Genomic DNA, 16889 nt, shown 5'->3' with positions numbered 1-16889 from the left:
GGCGAGTGAGACAGTGCCCTCCATCGACATCGACCGCGATGCCGCGCACCAGGCCGCCCGGGACGAGCTGAACAAACCGATCTACTCCAAGGGTTCGGCCACCGAGCAGATCGCCGAATGGCTCAACGAGACGATCTTCCGGCTGCTCCAGAAGACCGCCTCGCTGCCGGGCGGGTGGCTCACGGCGACGGTGCTTTTCATCATGCTCGGGGTCGCGCTGGCGGTCGCCGTCCACGTCGCGCGGCGCACCATGCGCACCAACCGCGGCGGCGACTACCGATTGTTCGAAGCCGCCCAGCTCACCGCGGCCCAGCATCGGGCGACCGCCGAGAGCTTTGCGGCGCAGGGAGATTGGGCCGCGGCGATCCGTCACCGGCTGCGGGCGGTCGCCCGCCAGCTGGAGGAGACCGGCGTGCTGAACCCCGCGCCGGGCCGCACCGCCAACGAGCTGGCCTCGAATGCCGGCGCGGCACTGCCCCACCTTGCCGACGAATTGACACAGGGGGCAACGGCTTTCAACGACGTCACCTACGGCGAGCAACCGGGAACACAGAGCGCCTACCAGCTGATCGCCGACCTCGACGACCACCTGCGGTCCCGCTCGGCGGCCGTCGCGCCGGGGCCGGCGCACCCCGCGGCGCCCGACTCGTGGGCGCAGGTGCGGTGATGGCGGCCACCGGTCACGCCGCCATCCCCGCGGCGCCGCATCGCCGGCGGTCCTGGCGCTGGGTGATCCTCACCCTCGTCGTGCTCGCCGTGGTCGCCGGCGTGGACGCCTACCTGACCGCGCCGCGCCCCGGCGCGCGCATGGATCCGGAGTCGACGGGTCCCGACGGCACCCATGCGCTGGTGGCGCTGCTGCGCGACGGCGGTGTCGACGTCGTGGTCGCTCACGGCATCGGCGACGTCGAACGGGCGGCGCGGCCCGACGCGCTGATCCTGGTGGCGCAGAGCCAATACCTCACCGGACCGCTGCTGGACCGGCTGGCGGCGGCGCCCGGCGACCTGCTGCTGGTGGAACCGACCGCGCGCACCCGCGAGGCGCTGATGCCCGGCCTGCGCGTCTCGGCGGCAAACAACTTCGACACCGACCCCGCTTGCACGCTGCGCGAGGCCACCCGCGCCGGGCCGGTGCGATTCGGCCCCAGCGACAGCTACCGCGCCACCGACGGCCGGCCGATCACCCGCTGCTATCACGGCGCGCTGATCCGCTTCCGGGACAGCGGGCGGACCGTCACGGCGGTCGGCAGCACCGACTTCCTGACCAACGGCGCCCTGCTGCAGGCGGGCAACGCCGCCCTGGCGATGAACCTGGCCGGCGCCCGACCCCGACTCATCTGGTATGCGCCCCACCACGTCGAGGGCGAATCTCCGCCGCCCGGCTCGATTTTCGACCTGATCCCGCAGAACGTGACGTGGATCGTCTTCCAGTTGTGCCTGGTCGTGCTGCTGGTCGCCGTGTGGCGGGGGCGGCGGCCCGGGCCGCTGGTCGCCGAGGCGCTGCCCGTCGTGGTGCGCGCGTCGGAGACCGTCGAGGGCCGCGGCCGGCTCTACCGCTCCCGCCGGGCGCGCGATCGCGCGGCCGCGGCGCTACGCACCGCCGCGCTGCAGCGGATGCTGCCCCGGCTGGGCCTGAACACCGGGGCGCCGGCGCCCGCGGTGGCGGCCGCGGTGGCCGGCCGCAGCGGATCCGACCCGGCGGTCATCGCCTACCAGCTGTTCGGTCCGCCCCCGGCGACCGACCACGACCTGCTACAACTTGCCCGTGCGCTCGACGACATCGAAAGGCAGGTCACACGGACGTGACGCAACCATCTACCGCCTCCACCCCCACCGCTGAATCCGCGCGAGATGCGCTGCTGGCGTTGCGTGCCGAGCTCGCCAAGGCCGTCGTCGGGCAGGAGGGAGTGGTCAGCGGTCTGGTGATCGCGCTGCTGTGCCGCGGTCATGTGTTGCTGGAAGGCGTTCCGGGAGTGGCGAAGACGCTGCTGGTCCGGGCGCTGGCGGCCGCCCTGCGGCTGGAGTTCAAGCGGGTGCAGTTCACTCCCGACCTGATGCCCGGCGACGTGACCGGTTCGCTCGTGTACGACGCGCGCACCGCCGCGTTCGCGTTCCGGCCCGGTCCGGTGTTCACCAACCTGCTGCTGGCCGACGAGATCAACCGGACCCCGCCGAAGACCCAGGCCGCGCTGCTCGAGGCGATGGAGGAACGCCAGGTCAGCGTCGAGGGCGTCGCCCAGCCGCTGCCCGACCCGTTCATCGTCGCCGCGACCCAGAACCCCATCGAGTACGAGGGCACCTACCAGCTGCCCGAGGCGCAGCTGGACCGCTTCCTGCTCAAGCTCAACGTGACTCTGCCGCCGCGCGATTCGGAGATCGCCATCCTCGGCCGGCACGCCCACGGCTTCGACCCGCGCGACCTGTCGGCGATCAACCCGGTGGCCGGGCCCGCCGAACTGGCGGCCGGACGCGAAGCCGTGGGCCACGTGCTGGTCGCCGACGAGGTGCTGGGCTACATCGTCGACATCGTCGGCGCCACCCGCTCCTCGCCCGCGCTGCAGCTGGGCGTTTCGCCGCGCGGGGCGACAGCGTTGCTGGCCACGGCCCGCTCGTGGGCCTGGCTGTCCGGCCGTAACTACGTCACGCCCGACGACGTGAAGGCGATGGCCCGCTCGACGCTGCGGCATCGGGTGATGCTGCGCCCCGAGGCCGAGTTGGAGGGGGCCACCCCCGACGGTGTGCTCGACGGGATCCTGGCCTCGGTCCCGGTGCCCCGCTAGTGATCCTGACCGGACGCGCCGGGCTGGCCGCGCTGATATGCGTCCTGCCCATCGCGCTGTCCCCTTGGCCGGCAAGGACTTTCGCCGTCCTGCTGGCCACGCTCGCGACCCTGGTCGCCGTCGACATGAGGCTGGCGGCCAGCACCCGCGGATTGCGCTACATCCGGTCGCCGGATCGCTCCGCCCGGCTCGCGCAGCAGGTGGACGTGGGCCTGCTGATCCACAACGACGGCCGGCGCCGGTTCCGCGGCCAGGTTCGCGACGCCTGGCCGCCCAGCGCGTGCGCCCGGCCCCGGATCCATCCCCTGAACATCCCCGCCGGGCAGCACCAGCACGTCGCGTCGCAGCTGCGCCCGGTCCGGCGCGGCGAGCAGCGCGCCGCGCTGGTCACCGCCCGATCCATCGGCCCGCTGGGGCTGGCCGGGCGGCAGGGTTCGCAGGCGGTGCCGGGCCTGCTCCGGGTGCTGCCGCCCTTCCTGTCCCGCAAACACCTGCCGGCGCGGCTGGCCAAGCTGCGCGAGATCGACGGCCTGCTCCCGACGCTCATCCGCGGTCAGGGCACCGAATTCGATTCCCTGCGCGAGTATGTCGTCGGTGACGACGTGCGGTCGATCGACTGGCGCGCCAGCGCGCGCCGCGCCGACGTCGTCGTGCGCACCTGGCGCCCCGAACGCGACCGGCGCGTGCTGATCGTGCTCGACACGGGGCGCACCTCGGCGGGCCGGGTCGGTGTCGACCCGACCGCCGCGGATCCGGCGGGCTGGCCCCGGCTGGACTGGTCCATGGACGCCGCGCTGCTGCTCGCCGCGCTCGCGTCGCGGGCCGGCGACCACGTCGACTTCCTCGCCCACGACCGGGTCACCCGGGCCGGCGTGTTCGGCGCGTCGCGCACCGAACTGCTCGCCCACCTCGTCGAGGCGATGGCCCCCCTGCAACCGGCGCTGCTCGAACCCGATTGGACCGCAATGGTTTCCGCCGTCGCTCGGCGCGCCCGCCGCCGGTCGCTGGTGGTGCTGATGACCGACCTCAACGCGACCGCGCTCGACGAGGGCTTGCTGCCGGTGCTGCCGCAGTTGTCGGCGAAACACCACCTGATGGTCGCCGCCGTCGCCGACCCCCGCGTCGACCTCATGGCCTCCGGCCGTGCGGATCCGGCCGCCGTCTACGACGCGGCGGCCGCCGAGCGATCCCGCAACGACCGCCGCGCGATCGCCTCGCGGCTGCGCCGCGTCGGCGTGGAGGTGGTCGACGCCCCGCCCACCGAACTGGCGCCCGCGCTGGCCGACCGCTACCTGGCGATGAAGGCCACCGGCCGGCTCTAGCCCGGCGACGATGCACGCCGCGCAGCGGCGTGAGAAGGAGCCGGGCAGTACATCTAGCCCGGCGACGATGCACGCCGGGCAGTACATCTGGCCCGTCAGCCGGTGGGGAGCACGTCGGGCGCGTCGTCGATGTCGCCGGTCTCCCCGGCCTTGGCCGCCCGGCGGCCGAAATACACGACGTAGGTCAGGAACGCGGCCTCGGCGACGATCCCGATGCCGACCCGGACGAACGTCGGCAGCGGCGAGGGCGTCACCAGCGCCTCGATCAGACCCGAGACCAACAGCACGCCCACCAGCCCGATCGCCACCGACACGACGGCACGCCCCTGCTCGGCTAGCACTTGTCCGCGGGGACGGTCACCGGGCGAGATCACCGACCAGCCCAACCGCATCCCGGCCGCGCCCGCCAGGAAGGCCGCCGACAGCTCCACCAGCCCGTGCGGAACCAGCAGCCCGAGCAGCACACCGCCCTTGCCGGCCTGGAACATCAGGCCGGAGATCAGCCCCAGGTTGGCGGCGTTTTGGAACAGCACGAACGGAATCGGCAGCCCCAGCAGAACGGACGAGGCGATGCATTGCGCGGACACCCAGGAGTTGTTCACCCAGATCTGCAGGGCGAACGCCGCTGCGGGATGTTCGCTGTAGTAGGCGACGACGTCGTGGTTGACCAATTGCTCGATTTCGCTTGGTGTTCCGGCTGCCGACTGCACTTCCGGGCTGCCGGCCACCCAGAACGCCATGAGCAGGACCACGACGAAGAAGCCCGCCGCCGTGCCCAGCCACCACCGCCACGACCGGTACGCGACCACCGGGAAGGACACCGTCCAGAACCGGACGAACGTATTGCTCAAGGGCGCGTGGGCGCCGGTCACCACCGAACGGGCGCGCGCGACAAGGCTCGAGAGCCGGCCGATCAGCAGCGAATCCGACGAGGCCGAGCGCAGCATCGACAGGTGGGTCGACACCCGCTGGTACAGCTCGACGAGCTCGTCGACCTCGGACCCGGTCAGCGCGTGACGCTTCGCGACCAGCCGGTCGAGACGGTCCCAGGTACCACGATGGGCCAGCACGAATGCGTCCACGTCCACCCTGCGCAGCCTAATCGCCCTGTACCGTTCGGTGTTATGGCGGAGGTGGTGACCGGCGACGCCGTCGTGCTCGACGTGCAGATCGCCCAGTTGCCGGTGCGGGCGCTGAGCGCACTGATCGACATCGCCGTCATCGTGGTTGGCTATCTGCTCGGGCTGATGTTGTGGGCCGCCACCCTGACCCAGTTCGACTCCGCGCTGAGCACCGCCGTGTTGCTGATCTTCACGGTGGTGGCGATCGTCGGGTATCCCGTGGTGCTCGAAACGGCGACACGCGGGCGTTCGGTGGGCAAAATCGCGATGGGCCTGCGCGTGGTGTCCGACGACGGCGGCCCAGAACGCTTCCGCCAGGCCCTGTTTCGCGCCCTGGCGTCGGTGGTGGAGATCTGGATGCTGTTCGGAAGTCCCGCCGTCATCTGCAGCATCGTGTCGCCGAAGGCCAAGCGGATCGGGGACATCTTCGCCGGCACCGTCGTCATCAACGAGCGCGGGCCCCGGCTGGGCCCACCGCCGGTGATGCCGCCCGCGCTGGCCTGGTGGGCGGCATCGCTGCAGCTTTCCGGCCTGACCCCCGGGCAGGCCGAGGTGGCGCGCCAATTCCTCTCGCGGGCACCACAACTCGACCGCCAGCTGCGCCATCAAATGGCATACCGAATCGCCGGCGACGTGGTGTCCCGCATCGCCCCGCCGCCCCCGCCCGGCGCACCGCCGGAACTGGTGCTCGCCGCCGTGCTGGCCGAACGGCACCGCCGCGAATTGGCGCGCCTCCGTCCCGCCATGCCGCCACCGGGCACCGCGCCCTGGCCGACCTGGCCGGCCGCACCGCACGCCTCCTGGCCGGCCGCACCGCAGGCCGCCCCGCGGCCGGGCGCCGCACCGCCGGCGCAGGCCCCGCCCAGTGCCGCGCCTGGCGGTTTCTCGCCGCCCGCCTGAGGGCCGCGCTAACCGGAGACGCTGGCCGCCATGAGGACGACGTCGGCGACCAGCAGCGCCCACCCGCACAGCGGAACGGCGATGCCGCCCCGCCGCTTCGCGGTGAATAGCGAGATGACGATCACGGCGACCGCGACGGCGGGCGCGCCGTAGAACGCCACCCCGAAATTGATCCCGCCGTGGCCCAGATTGGGGCAGCCGCGCTCACTGCAGCCGTCGGTGCTCATCACCGCGCCGAGGGCGAAGAGCATGACGATGGCGGCGGCGGGCACCGTGGCCAGTGCCAGTCCCCAGTTGACCCACAGCCATCCGTTGCGGCTACCGCTTCGAGGACCGCCGCCACCCTGCGCGGCGCCGGGCGCGGTGGAGGTCCCGCTGCCCACCGCCACATCCGAGTTATCAGCGTTCATCCCAGAGGTCCTACCCGCCCCCTGTCGGGCGCAAACCGGGCCGGGGCGGCGGGCCCGGCGCGCGCGCCGGCGGCCCGACGCCGCACCTCAGCGGCCCTCACGGCCGCCCAGGGCCGCACCACCCGCCTCCCGACGTTGCATCGCGATAGTTTCCGATATATCGTGATACTTCGAAGCGCACGGTGCGCTTCCCCTGCAGACGTAAGGAAACAAACATGAACAACCCATTCACCCCCGCGGGCGGCCCATTCGCCGGTGGCCCCGGCTTCGGGTTCGGTCCCGACACCCAACGGCGCGCCCTGCACGGCGCCCGGCGGCGCGCCCGCCAGGAGTTCTTCGAACACCTTCGGGAGCACGCCCCCGGCCCCGACGGCCCGCTGGGATTCGGTCCCGGGTTCGGCCCGGGCTTCGGTCCCGGATTCGGGCCGGGATTCGGCTTCGGGCCCGGCGGCCGGCGCGGCGGATGGCGCCGTGGCGGCCCGGGTCGCGGCAAGCGCGGCGACGTCCGCGCCGCCATCCTGGCGCTGCTGGCCGAGCGGCCGATGCATGGCTACGAGATGATCCAGCAAATCGCCGAACGCAGCAACGGGATCTGGAAGCCCAGCCCGGGTTCGGTCTACCCAACGCTGCAACTGCTGACCGACGAGGGCCTGATCACGGCCAGCGAAAGCGAGGGCAGCAAGAAGCTCTTCGAGCTGACCGACGAGGGCCGCGCGGCGGCCGAAAAGGTCGAGACCCCGCCGTGGGAGGAGATCGCCGAGGGCGCCGACCCAGGTCACATGAACCTGCGCGCGGCCGTCGGTCAGCTGTTCGGCGCGGTCGCGCAGGCCGCGCACACCGCCACCGCCGACCAGCAGCAGCGCATCGTCGACATCCTCAACAACGCGCGGCGCGAGGTCTACGGCATCCTCGGCGAGGACTGAGCCCTCCGCTCTTGCTCTCCGCTCTCCGCGAGCGTGCGCAAATGTACGGCCGTACCGGCGTGTCGCCGTACAGACACGGGCGCTCGCGGGGGGCGGGCTGGCGGCCGAGGGCGCTAGGTGACGTCCACCCAATCCAGGGTCCGCTGCACGGCCTTGCGCCAACCCGCGTACCCGGCGGCGCGCTGCTCGTCGGTCCAGGCCGGCGTCCAGCGCCTGTCCTCGCGCCAGTTGGCTCGCAGGTCGGCCGGATCGGCCCAGAACCCCACCGCCAGGCCCGCCGCGTACGCCGCGCCCAGCGCGGTCGTCTCCGCGACCACGGGACGCACCACGTCGACACCGAGCACGTCGGCCTGGATCTGCATGCACAGGTCGTTGCCGGTGACGCCGCCGTCGACCTTCAATTCCCCAAGGCGCACACCGGAATCCGCTGCCATCGCGTCCACCACGTCGCGGCTCTGGTAGCAGATCGCCTCCAGCGTCGCGCGGGCCAGGTGCGCGTTGGTGTTGAACCGCGACAGCCCCACGATCGCGCCCCGCGCATCGGATCGCCAATACGGCGCGAACAGCCCGGAAAACGCCGGGACGAAATAGACGCCGCCGTTGTCGGCGACCTGACGCGCCAGCGACTCGCTCTGCGCGGCGCCGCTGATGATGCCCAGCTGGTCGCGCAGCCACTGCACCGCGGCGCCGGTCACCGCGATCGATCCCTCGAGCGCGTACACGGGTTTGGCGTCCCCGAACTGGTAGCAGACCGTGGTCAGCAGCCCGTTGTTGGACCGCACGATCGTCTCACCGGTGTTGAGCAGCAAGAAGTTTCCGGTGCCGTAGGTGTTCTTCGCCTCGCCCTCGGACAGACAGACCTGGCCGACCATCGCGGCGTGCTGGTCCCCGAGCATCCCGGTCACCGGCACCTCGCCGCCGAGCGGTCCGGCCTGCGCGGAGACGCCGTAGGGCTGCGGCGACGACGACGGCGCGATCACCGGCAGCATCGCGCGCGGGACGGAGAAGAACGACAACAGCTCGTCGTCCCAGTCCAGGGTCTCCAGGTCCATCAGCATGGTCCGGCTGGCGTTGGTGACGTCGGTGACGTGCACGCCGCCACGCGGCCCCCCGGTCAGATTCCACAACACCCAGGTGTCCGCGGTGCCGAACAGGGCGTCACCGCGCTCGGCGGCCGCCCGCACCCCGTCGACGTTGTCCAGGATCCACTGCAACTTGCCGCCGGAGAAGTACGTCGCCGGCGGCAGCCCGGCCTTGCGCCTGATCACCTCGCCGCGGCCGTCGCGTTCGGCCGCCGACGCGATCCGATCGGTGCGGGTGTCCTGCCAGACGATCGCGTTGTAATAGGGCCGCCCGGTGTGCCTGTCCCACACCAACGTCGTCTCCCGCTGATTCGTGATGCCAAGGGCGGCAATATTTTTCGCGCTCAGATTGGCGCGGTTCAACACCGACATCAGCACCGACGAGGTGCGCTCCCAGATTTCGACGGGGTCGTGCTCGACCCAGCCGGCGCGGGGCAGGAGCTGTTCGTGCTCGAGTTGATGGCGGGCCACTTCGGCGCCGTCGTGATCGAAGATCATGCAGCGGGTGCTGGTGGTTCCCTGGTCGATCGCGGCGACAAACTCGGACACGTCAGGAGTCCATCATGGTCTGGGTGGACTCGGCAAGCTCACCGCGTCGCTTGCTTTACCGCCGGTAACCCTGTTCCATCGGCGGTGTGGGCGAAGAGGTCAAGCGCACCACGTACAACGACGCAGATCGGCGGGAATACCGGCGGAAGCTCCAGTTGTGCCTGGACGTCTTGGAGACGATGCTGGCCCGGTCGCACTTCGACTCGGCGCAGCCGCTCACCGGCATGGAGATCGAGTGCAACCTCGTCGACGGCGACTATCAGCCCGCCATGTCGAACCGCGACGTGCTCGACGCCATCGGCGATCCGGCGTTCCAGCCTGAATTGGGCGCCTACAACATCGAATTCAACGTCCCGCCGCACGCCCTGCCCGGGCACACCACACTGGATCTCGAAGGCGAGGTGCGGGCCAGCCTGAACGACGCCGAGACCAAGGCCAGCGTCGGCGGTGCGCACATCGTGATGATCGGAATCCTGCCCACACTGATGCCAGAACACCTGGCCACCGGGTGGATGAGCGACTCGCGGCGCTACGCGGCGCTCAACGAGTCGATCTTCACCGCCCGCGGCGAGGACATCCCGATCAACATCTCCGGACCCGAGCCGCTGAGCTGGCAGGCCGTCTCGATCGCGCCCGAATCCGCTTGCACCAGCATCCAATTGCATCTGCAGGTGGCCCCGGAGGCATTCCCCGCGAACTGGAACGCCGCCCAGGTGGTGGCCGCCCCGCAGCTGGCGCTGGGCGCCAACTCGCCGTACTTCTTCGGCCACCAGTTGTGGGCCGAGACCCGCATCGAGCTGTTCACCCAGTCCACCGACACCCGCCCCGAGGAGCTCAAGTCCCAGGGCGTGCGGCCGCGGGTGTGGTTCGGCGAAGGGTGGATCACCTCGGTCCTCGACCTGTATCACGAGAACATCCGGTACTTCCCGTCCCTGCTGCCCGAGGTGTCCGACGAGGATCCGGTCGCCGAGCTGGCCGCCGGGCGGGCGCCGCAGCTGTCCGAATTGCGGCTGCACAACGGCACCGTCTACCGGTGGAACCGGCCGGTCTACGACGTGGTGCACGGCCGGCCCCATCTGCGGCTGGAGAACCGGGTGCTGCCGGCCGGGCCGACCGTCGTGGACATGCTGGCCAACTCGGCGTTCTTCTACGGCATGCTGCGCAGCCTGTCGGAGGACGACGATCCGGTGTGGGCCGGCATGGATTTCGCTGCCGCACAGGCGAATTTCCTTGCGGCCGCGCGCGACGGCATCGGCGCCCGGCTGCACTGGCCGGGGCTGGGTGACGTGCCGGCCACCACACTGGTGCTCGACACGCTGCTGCCGATCGCCGACGAGGGACTGCGCCGCTGGGGCGTCGACGCGGAAGTGCGGGACCGGTTCCTCGGCGTCATCGAGGGCCGCGCCCGGACCGGCCGCAACGGCGCCGGCTGGCAGGTGTCCACCGTGCGCGCGCTGGAGGACAAGGGCCTCAACCGGCCCGCGGCGCTGGCCGAGATGCTGCGCCGGTACTGCGAGCACATGCACGCCAACGAGCCGGTCCACACCTGGGAGTCCTGACCGGGGGTACGTTGAAAACCATGACGGGCGATCGGGTTATGGACTGGGACAGCGCATACCGCGAGCAGGCGCACTTCGAGGGGCCGCCGCCGTGGAACATCGGTGAGCCGCAACCCGAACTGGCCGCCCTGGCCGCGGCCGGGAAGTTCCGCAGCGACGTGCTCGACGCCGGCTGTGGGGTCGCCGAACTGTCGCTGGCGCTGGCCGCCCAGGGCTACACCGTGGTCGGCGTCGACCTCACGCCGACCGCCGTCGCGGCGGCCACCAAGGCCGCCCAGGAGCGCGGGCTGACCACGGCCAGCTTCGTCCAAGCCGACATCACGACGTTTTCCGGTTATGACGGCCGGTTCTCCACGATCGTGGATTCCACGCTGTTCCATTCGCTGCCGGTCGAGGGCCGCGACGGCTACCTGAGCTCCGTTCACCGCGCGGCCGCGCCGGGCGCCGGGCTGTTCGTGTTGGTGTTCGCCAAGGGCGCGTTTCCCGCCGAGATGGAACCCAAGCCCAACGAGGTCGACGAAGAGGAACTCCGCGCGGCGGTGAGCAAGTACTGGGAGGTGGACGAGATCCGGCCCGCCTTCATCCTGTCGAACGTCATCGACATTCCCGACGCTCCCTTCAAGTTTCCGCCCCACGACCGCGACGACAAGGGCCGCATGAAGATGCCCGCCTACCTGCTGGCGGCGCACAAGGCGGCCTAGGCCCTCAACCGGACGTCGCCGCCGTCGCGGCGATCAGCGCCTCGGCGAAGGTCTCCACGTCCTCGGCCGTGGTGTCGACGTGCGGCGAGATCCGCAGCACCGGCCCGGCCAGCGCGAGCGGCGCCCGCGGGACGCCCACGAAGGTGGTCAGGATCGCCCGCTCGGCGAGCAGCCACGAGCGCACCGCTTGCGGGTCGGCGCCCTCGACCGGGGCCAGGGTGGTGATGGCGCTGGGCTCGTCGACCTCTTCGACCACCGCCCAGCCGGCCACGTCGGCCAGCGCCGCGCGGCTGGCGGCGCCCAGCTCGGCCAGCCGAGCGCGCACGGTCTGCGGCCCGTACGCGAGGTGCTCCCCCAGCGCCATCGAGAAGCCGACCCGCGCGGCGACATTGGCCTCGCCGAACTCGAGTTGCCGGGCGATGGTGAACGAGCCCGCGAGCCAGTCCGGCGCCGCCAGCCTGGGACGCAGGCACTCCATCAGCTCGCGGCGCACGGCGAGCGCCCCGACACCGCGCGGCCCGGCGATCCACTTGCGCGACGACGCATAGGTCACGTCGGCGCCGACGGCGCAGTCCACCTGGCCCAGCGCCTGGGCGGCGTCGACGACGAGCGGCAGCCCCAACTCCCGGCACAGCTGCGCGATCATCGGCAGCGGTTGCACCACGCCGCTGTGGCTGCCGACGGCGGTCAGGTGAACGAGGTCGGGGGGATCGGCCTGAAGCGCCAGCGCCGCGTCGTCGAGCGCGATCCGCCCGTCCTCCAGCGCCGGCAGCAGCCGACGGTCGAACCCGTGGGCCGCCAGCAGCGCCAGGTTGGGGCCGTACTCGCCGGGCAGGCAGGCCACCCTGCGACGATCCGCCGGCCAGCCGCCCAGCAGCAGGTCGAGCGCGTTCAGGGAACCGGTGGTGAACACCACCTCGGCGTCGGGCATGCCGGCCAGGGCGGCGAACGCGGCGCGCCCGGCGTCGAGCGCGGGGGCCGCCGCCTCGGCCGCGACGTAGCCGCCGACCTCGGATTCGTTGCGCGCGTGCTGGGTGGCGGCGTCGATCACCGCGAGGCTCTGCCGCGAGCAGGCCGCGCTGTCCAGGTGCAGCCCGGCCGCCGGCAGGCGGGCCGCCCGCCAGCGGTCGGCCAGCGACGCGCCGGCCGTCACTTCACGGCCAGCGACAACCCGAAGTCGCCCGCGGCGTCCGTCCACCACCGGGTGCGGCGCAGTCCCACCCCGTCCAGTTCGGCGCTCACCCCGTCCGGGCGGAACTTGCAGGACACCTCGGTGAGCATCTCCTCGCCGGCCGCGAAGTCGACGGTCAGGTCGAGCGCGTCGACGCGGACCCGCTGCGGACGGTCGGCGCGCAACCACATCTCGATGCGTTCCTCGTCGGCGTTCCACCGCGCGACGTGCCGGAAGGCCTCGACGTCGAAATCGGCGTCGAGTTGCCGGTTGATCACCGCCAGCACGTTGCGGTTGAACGCCGCCGTCACCCCGGCCGAGTCGTCATAGGCCCGCACCAGCCGGCCGGTGTCCTTGACCAGGTCGGTGCCCAGCAGCAGGCTGTCCCCCGGCCGCATCTGGGCGGACAGGCTGGAGAGGAACTCCGCGCGGGGGCCGGGCGTCAGGTTGCCGATCGTCGAGCCGAGGAACACGAACAGCCGCCGGCCGCCGGCCGGGATCTCGGTCAGGTGTTCCTCGAAATCCCCGCAGACCGCATTGATTTCGACACCCGCGTATTCCTGCTGGATGGCCGCCGCGGCCGTCGAGAGGATGCCCGCGTCGACGTCGAAGGGCACGAACCTGCGCAGCGCTCCCCGGTCGCGCAGCGCGTCGAGCAGCAGCCGGGTCTTCTCCGAGGTTCCGCTGCCCAGCTCCACCAGGGTGTCGGCGTCGCTGGCGGCCGCGATCTCGGCCGACCGGGCACGCAGGATCTCGGCCTCGGCGCGGGTCGGATAGTACTCGGGCAACCGGGTGATCTGATCGAACAGGTGGCTGCCCAGCGAATCGTAGAACCACTTGGGCGGCAAGGATTTCGGTGTTTGCCGCAGGCCGTCCAGGACGTCGCGGCGCAGCGCCTGGTCAGCGGAGTCGGCGGCCAGGTGGTTGGACAGGGTCAGCGTCATCGATAACCTTCCGGGTGATCCAGCGGGGTCAGCACGACACCCGCCGCGGTGACCTCGACGAGGTGGCGGTCCGGCACGTCCTCCCAGTCGGAGTCGTTGTCGTAGGGCTCGCTGGCCAGCACGACGCCGTCCGGACGCCGGAGGATGGACAGCGTGTCGCCCCAGGCCGTCGCCAACAGGCGAGAGCCGTTGGCGGCCAACACGTTCAGCCGGGCGCCCGGGTCGGCGGCGGCGATCTCGGTGACGGTCTCGCCGAGCGCGTCGAGTCCGCGTTCGAAGATGACGGCCGCCAGCAGCGCACTGTCACAGACGGATTCGGCCCGCGTCGTCACCGGCAACACGGCGCGGTCGACAATTCCGTTGTGCGACAACAACCACTGGCCGTCGCTGAACGGCGCCGTCGCGCTGACGTCGATCGGCATGCCGGCCGTCGCCGAACGCACCGCGGCCACCACGCAGTGGCTACGCAGCGCCGGCGCGACCGACTCGAACGACACGTCCCCCCACAGCGGCGCCTGGCTACGCCAGCGGCGCGGCACCTGGCCGTGCACGGAGCGGTCGAAGAACCCGACCCCCCAACCGTCGGCGTTGAGCAGGCAGTGCTTCTGCCGGCGCGGGGCATACGACTGCACCCGCAGCCCGTAGGGCGGGTCCAGCACCAGCGAGGACACCGTCACGTCGGTCCCGAGCCAGCCGAGGTGACGGCACATCAGCCGACATCCTCGACGTCCCAGGCCAACCGGACGCCGGAGAAGATCTGGCGCCGGATCGGATGGTCCCAGTTGCGGAAGCTCGGCCGCAGGATGGCGGATGCCACCGCCCAGGAGCCGCCGCGCAGCACCCGGTAGTCGCCGTCGAAGAACTGCTGCGAATAGCGCTCGTAGATCATCGGGACGAACCCCGGCCAGGGCCGCAGCGGCGAGGTTGTCCACTCCCACACGTCGCCCAGCATCTGCTCCGCCCCGTACGCGGAGGCGCCGGCGGGGTAGGCCCCGACGGGCGCCGGGCGCAACGCGTCGCCACCCAGGTTGGCGAGGTCCGCGGACGGCGGCTGCGCGCCCCACGGGTAGCGGCGCCGGGTGTGGGCGGCCGGGTCCCACGCGCAGGCCTTCTCCCACTCCATCTCGGTGGGCAGCCGCGCGCCGGCCCAGGCGGCGTAGGCCTCGGCCTCGAAGTAGGTGACGTGCTGCACCGGCTCGTCGGCGGGGATGTCCTCGACGTGACCGAACCGGGTGCGGGTCCGCGCGTCGGCACTCCAGAACTGGGGCGCGGTCAGGCCCGCGCGCTGCCGGTACTCCCAGCCGCGTTCGGACCACCAACGCGGCGCGAGGTACCCACCGTCCTCGATGAAATGCCGCCATTCGCCGTTGCTGACCGGCACCCGCCCGATCCGGAACGCCGGCAGCTCGACGACGTGGGCGGGACGCTCGTTGTCCAGCGAATACGGTTCGCTCGCGGCGTCCACGCCCAGCACGAACGGGCCGGCGGGTACCAGCACCGAGGTGCCCGCGAGCCCCGGCCGGCCGGCGGGCAGCGCCGCCTTCTCGCGCAGCAGCGGCGCGCCGCTGCGCAGGTTCAGCGCCTGCAACATGGTCTCGTCGTGCTGGTTTTCGTGGCTGACCACCAACGCGAACGTGAAGTCGTCGCTGTCCCGCGGCAGGGCGTCGAGCGCGTCGAGGACGGCCGACCGCACCGTGCGGCAGTAGGCCCGCGCGCGGTCGGGAGACAACAGCGGCAACTCGACCCGGCTCGCGCGGGAATGCACGAAGGCGTCGTAGAGACCCTCGACGGCGGGCGGCAACATGCCGGGACGGCCGGGGTCACCGCCGCGCAGCAGCCAGAATTCCTCCTGCTGACCGATGTGCGCCAGGTCCCACACCAGCGGGCTCATCAGCGGGTCGTACTGCCGGTACAGCTCGTCGTCGTCGAACTCGACCAGCCGTAGCGTCCGCGTCCGTGCGCGCGCCAGATCGTCGGCAAGACCTGCCCGAGAAGTCGAAGTCACAGCCCCCCTTGCGGGCACCGCGCCGCCCTGGCGACCGTGGCCGCGATGCCGTGTTCGATTACCTGGTCGGAGAAGTCGTCGCCGGGACACCGGCCCCGGTCCACGGCGTCGACCAGCCGCTGCATCGAGCCGTCGAGCTCGGGCGGTGCCAGCCGGGCGGCGGCGGCCACGCACGTGGCGGCCGCGGCGTGCAGCCGCCGGTCGCGCAGGCCCAACCGCGCCGCGGTGTCCCAGGCGGTGGCCACCGGCTCGACCGCCTCGGCCGCGACGCCGGCCGCGACCGGGTCGTCGAGCAGGGCGACCAGGGTGAACACCAGGGCCGGCCAGAAGTCGTCCGGCACGCTGTCCAGGTAGCGGATCTCCAGCCAGCGCCTCGGGCGCACCGGCGGGAACAGCGTGGTCAGGTGGTATTCCAGGTCCGCGACGGTGGGACGGCGGCCGCCGAGCAACACCCGGCCGTCCACCCAGTCGGCGAAGGGGACCCAATCCGTGACCGCCACCGCGTCCGGGCAGTGGACCAGCATCACGGGGGCCTTGAGCGCGTAGCGCGCCCAGTCGGTGCCCGGGTCGTCACCACTGGCGCCCAGGACGGGCCCGCACCGCGCCGAGTCCATCTGGCCCCACACCCACTGCCGGGTGGACGACCACCCGGTGAACCCGCCGCACAGCATCGGCGAGTTCGCGGCCATCGCGATCATCGTGGGTCCCAGGGCGTGCGCCAGCCGCACCCGGTCGGCCCAGCCGGCGCGCGGCCCGGCGTCCAGGTTGACCTGGATGGACGCGGTGGACGTCATCATCGCCGCGCCCGCCTCGCCCGACCGGCTGGACGCGAAGAACTGCTCCATGGCCCGGTAGCGCGCGCCCGGGTTGATGCGCTGGGGCGGCCGCAGCGGGTCCGCCCCGAGGAACACCAGGCCGAGCCCGGCGTCGACGAACGCCGACCGCAGCACGGCCTGGTCGCGCCGCATGGCGTCGATGGCGGCCAGCACCCCGTCGGCCGGCGGACCGGACAGCTCCACCGCGCCGCCGGGCTCCACCGTGATTCGGCTGCCACCGGGCAACTCCGGCAGCGATGCCAGTACCCCGGCGATCTCGTCCCAGCCGGGCCTGCGGTGCGGGTCGGCCGGGTCGTGACAGTGGGCCTCCAGCTCCAGGCCCACCCGCCCGAGCGGCGAGTCCACCAGGCAGCCGTCGGCGATGTAGCCCGCGGCCGTTTGCGAATCGGCCATTTCGGGGCTGCCCAGCTCGGAGCCCGCGGTAGTGATGGCGGCGAACGTCAAATCACTATCCCTTCGGGCCCGAGCAAGCCGAACTTGTGCGTCTGCGGCCCCGCATCCCCACCCGCTGAGGGAACGGTGACCGCCACTACTTCATCTAGCAGATGGGTCCGACATATTCCCGTCCGCGCCGAATTTCAAGCAT

General features: G+C 71.9%; 16 protein-coding genes. 8 read left to right on the top strand and 8 right to left on the bottom strand.

The genetic code is table 11. From position 1 onward, the window contains the following. Positions 1-13: 13 nt before the first annotated feature. Genes BST44_RS08120 through BST44_RS08105 form a run of 4 tightly spaced genes read left to right on the top strand, consistent with a single transcriptional unit; the run spans position 14 to position 4102 of the window. Complete coding sequence (locus BST44_RS08120; protein WP_083176453.1) at positions 14-667, top strand: DUF4129 domain-containing protein; 654 nt, start codon at positions 14-16, stop codon at positions 665-667. Continuing rightward, the gene (locus tag BST44_RS08115) at positions 667-1806 is read left to right on the top strand and encodes a DUF4350 domain-containing protein (protein ID WP_083176642.1); all 1140 of its coding nucleotides are present in this window, start codon (positions 667-669) and stop codon (positions 1804-1806) included. Before BST44_RS08120 ends, BST44_RS08115 begins: the two co-directional genes overlap by 1 nt. Further along, positions 1803-2780, top strand: a complete 978-nt coding sequence (locus tag BST44_RS08110) for an AAA family ATPase (RefSeq protein ID WP_007166672.1) — start codon at positions 1803-1805, stop codon at positions 2778-2780. Before BST44_RS08115 ends, BST44_RS08110 begins: the two co-directional genes overlap by 4 nt. Then, positions 2780-4102, top strand: a complete 1323-nt coding sequence (locus tag BST44_RS08105; RefSeq protein ID WP_083176451.1) for a DUF58 domain-containing protein — start codon at positions 2780-2782, stop codon at positions 4100-4102. Before BST44_RS08110 ends, BST44_RS08105 begins: the two co-directional genes overlap by 1 nt. A gap of 95 nt (positions 4103-4197) precedes the next feature. On the opposite strand, the gene BST44_RS08100 is transcribed toward BST44_RS08105, so the two are convergent. Further along, positions 4198-5190 (bottom strand): stage II sporulation protein M, encoded by a 993-nt coding sequence (locus BST44_RS08100; protein ID WP_083176449.1) that lies wholly within the window; start codon positions 5188-5190, stop codon positions 4198-4200. 36 nt (positions 5191-5226) lie between these two features. Here BST44_RS08100 and BST44_RS08095 point away from each other — a divergent pair, with 36 nt between their 5' ends. Next, positions 5227-6123: an RDD family protein gene (locus tag BST44_RS08095; protein WP_083176447.1), complete on the top strand. Its 897-nt coding sequence runs from the start codon at positions 5227-5229 to the stop codon at positions 6121-6123. Positions 6124-6131: 8 nt separating this feature from the next. Here the strand turns inward: BST44_RS08095 and BST44_RS08090 are convergent, their stop codons facing one another. Beyond that, positions 6132-6533: a hypothetical protein gene (locus BST44_RS08090; RefSeq protein WP_083176445.1), complete on the bottom strand. Its 402-nt coding sequence runs from the start codon at positions 6531-6533 to the stop codon at positions 6132-6134. A gap of 215 nt (positions 6534-6748) precedes the next feature. On the opposite strand from BST44_RS08090, the gene BST44_RS08085 reads away from it, so the two are divergent. Further along, positions 6749-7456, top strand: a complete 708-nt coding sequence (locus BST44_RS08085; RefSeq protein WP_083176443.1) for a PadR family transcriptional regulator — start codon at positions 6749-6751, stop codon at positions 7454-7456. Positions 7457-7569: 113 nt separating this feature from the next. Here the strand turns inward: BST44_RS08085 and glpK are convergent, their stop codons facing one another. Then, on the bottom strand, positions 7570-9087 hold the full coding sequence (glpK, locus tag BST44_RS08080; protein WP_083176441.1) for a glycerol kinase GlpK: 1518 nt from the start codon (positions 9085-9087) through the stop codon (positions 7570-7572). An 86-nt stretch (positions 9088-9173) separates the two neighbouring features. Here glpK and BST44_RS08075 point away from each other — a divergent pair, with 86 nt between their 5' ends. Beyond that, on the top strand, positions 9174-10646 hold the full coding sequence (locus BST44_RS08075; RefSeq protein ID WP_083176439.1) for a glutamate-cysteine ligase family protein: 1473 nt from the start codon (positions 9174-9176) through the stop codon (positions 10644-10646). A 20-nt stretch (positions 10647-10666) separates the two neighbouring features. After that, positions 10667-11347: a class I SAM-dependent methyltransferase gene (locus tag BST44_RS08070; RefSeq protein WP_083176437.1), complete on the top strand. Its 681-nt coding sequence runs from the start codon at positions 10667-10669 to the stop codon at positions 11345-11347. Positions 11348-11351: 4 nt separating this feature from the next. On the opposite strand, the gene egtE is transcribed toward BST44_RS08070, so the two are convergent. The 5 genes from egtE to egtA are packed head-to-tail and all read right to left on the bottom strand — an operon-like array spanning position 11352 to position 16747. Further along, positions 11352-12500, bottom strand: a complete 1149-nt coding sequence (gene egtE / locus BST44_RS08065) for an ergothioneine biosynthesis PLP-dependent enzyme EgtE (protein ID WP_083176435.1) — start codon at positions 12498-12500, stop codon at positions 11352-11354. After that, the gene (egtD, locus tag BST44_RS08060) at positions 12497-13462 is read right to left on the bottom strand and encodes an L-histidine N(alpha)-methyltransferase (protein ID WP_083176433.1); all 966 of its coding nucleotides are present in this window, start codon (positions 13460-13462) and stop codon (positions 12497-12499) included. The genes egtE and egtD overlap by 4 nt, the downstream gene beginning before the upstream one ends. Next, positions 13459-14172: an ergothioneine biosynthesis protein EgtC gene (gene egtC, locus BST44_RS08055; protein ID WP_083176431.1), complete on the bottom strand. Its 714-nt coding sequence runs from the start codon at positions 14170-14172 to the stop codon at positions 13459-13461. The genes egtD and egtC overlap by 4 nt, the downstream gene beginning before the upstream one ends. Beyond that, entirely contained in the window at positions 14172-15467 is a 1296-nt protein-coding gene (gene egtB / locus BST44_RS08050) for an ergothioneine biosynthesis protein EgtB (RefSeq protein ID WP_083176429.1), read from the bottom strand. The genes egtC and egtB overlap by 1 nt, the downstream gene beginning before the upstream one ends. Further along, on the bottom strand, positions 15464-16747 hold the full coding sequence (gene egtA / locus BST44_RS08045; protein ID WP_142274402.1) for an ergothioneine biosynthesis glutamate--cysteine ligase EgtA: 1284 nt from the start codon (positions 16745-16747) through the stop codon (positions 15464-15466). Before egtA ends, egtB begins: the two co-directional genes overlap by 4 nt. Positions 16748-16889 lie beyond the last annotated feature (142 nt).

The sequence above is a fragment of the Mycobacterium scrofulaceum genome (assembly GCF_002086735.1).
GTDB lineage: Bacteria > Actinomycetota > Actinomycetes > Mycobacteriales > Mycobacteriaceae > Mycobacterium > Mycobacterium scrofulaceum.
The sequence above is the reverse complement of the archived record's forward strand: the minus strand, read 5'-3'. Positions and strand labels throughout refer to the sequence as shown.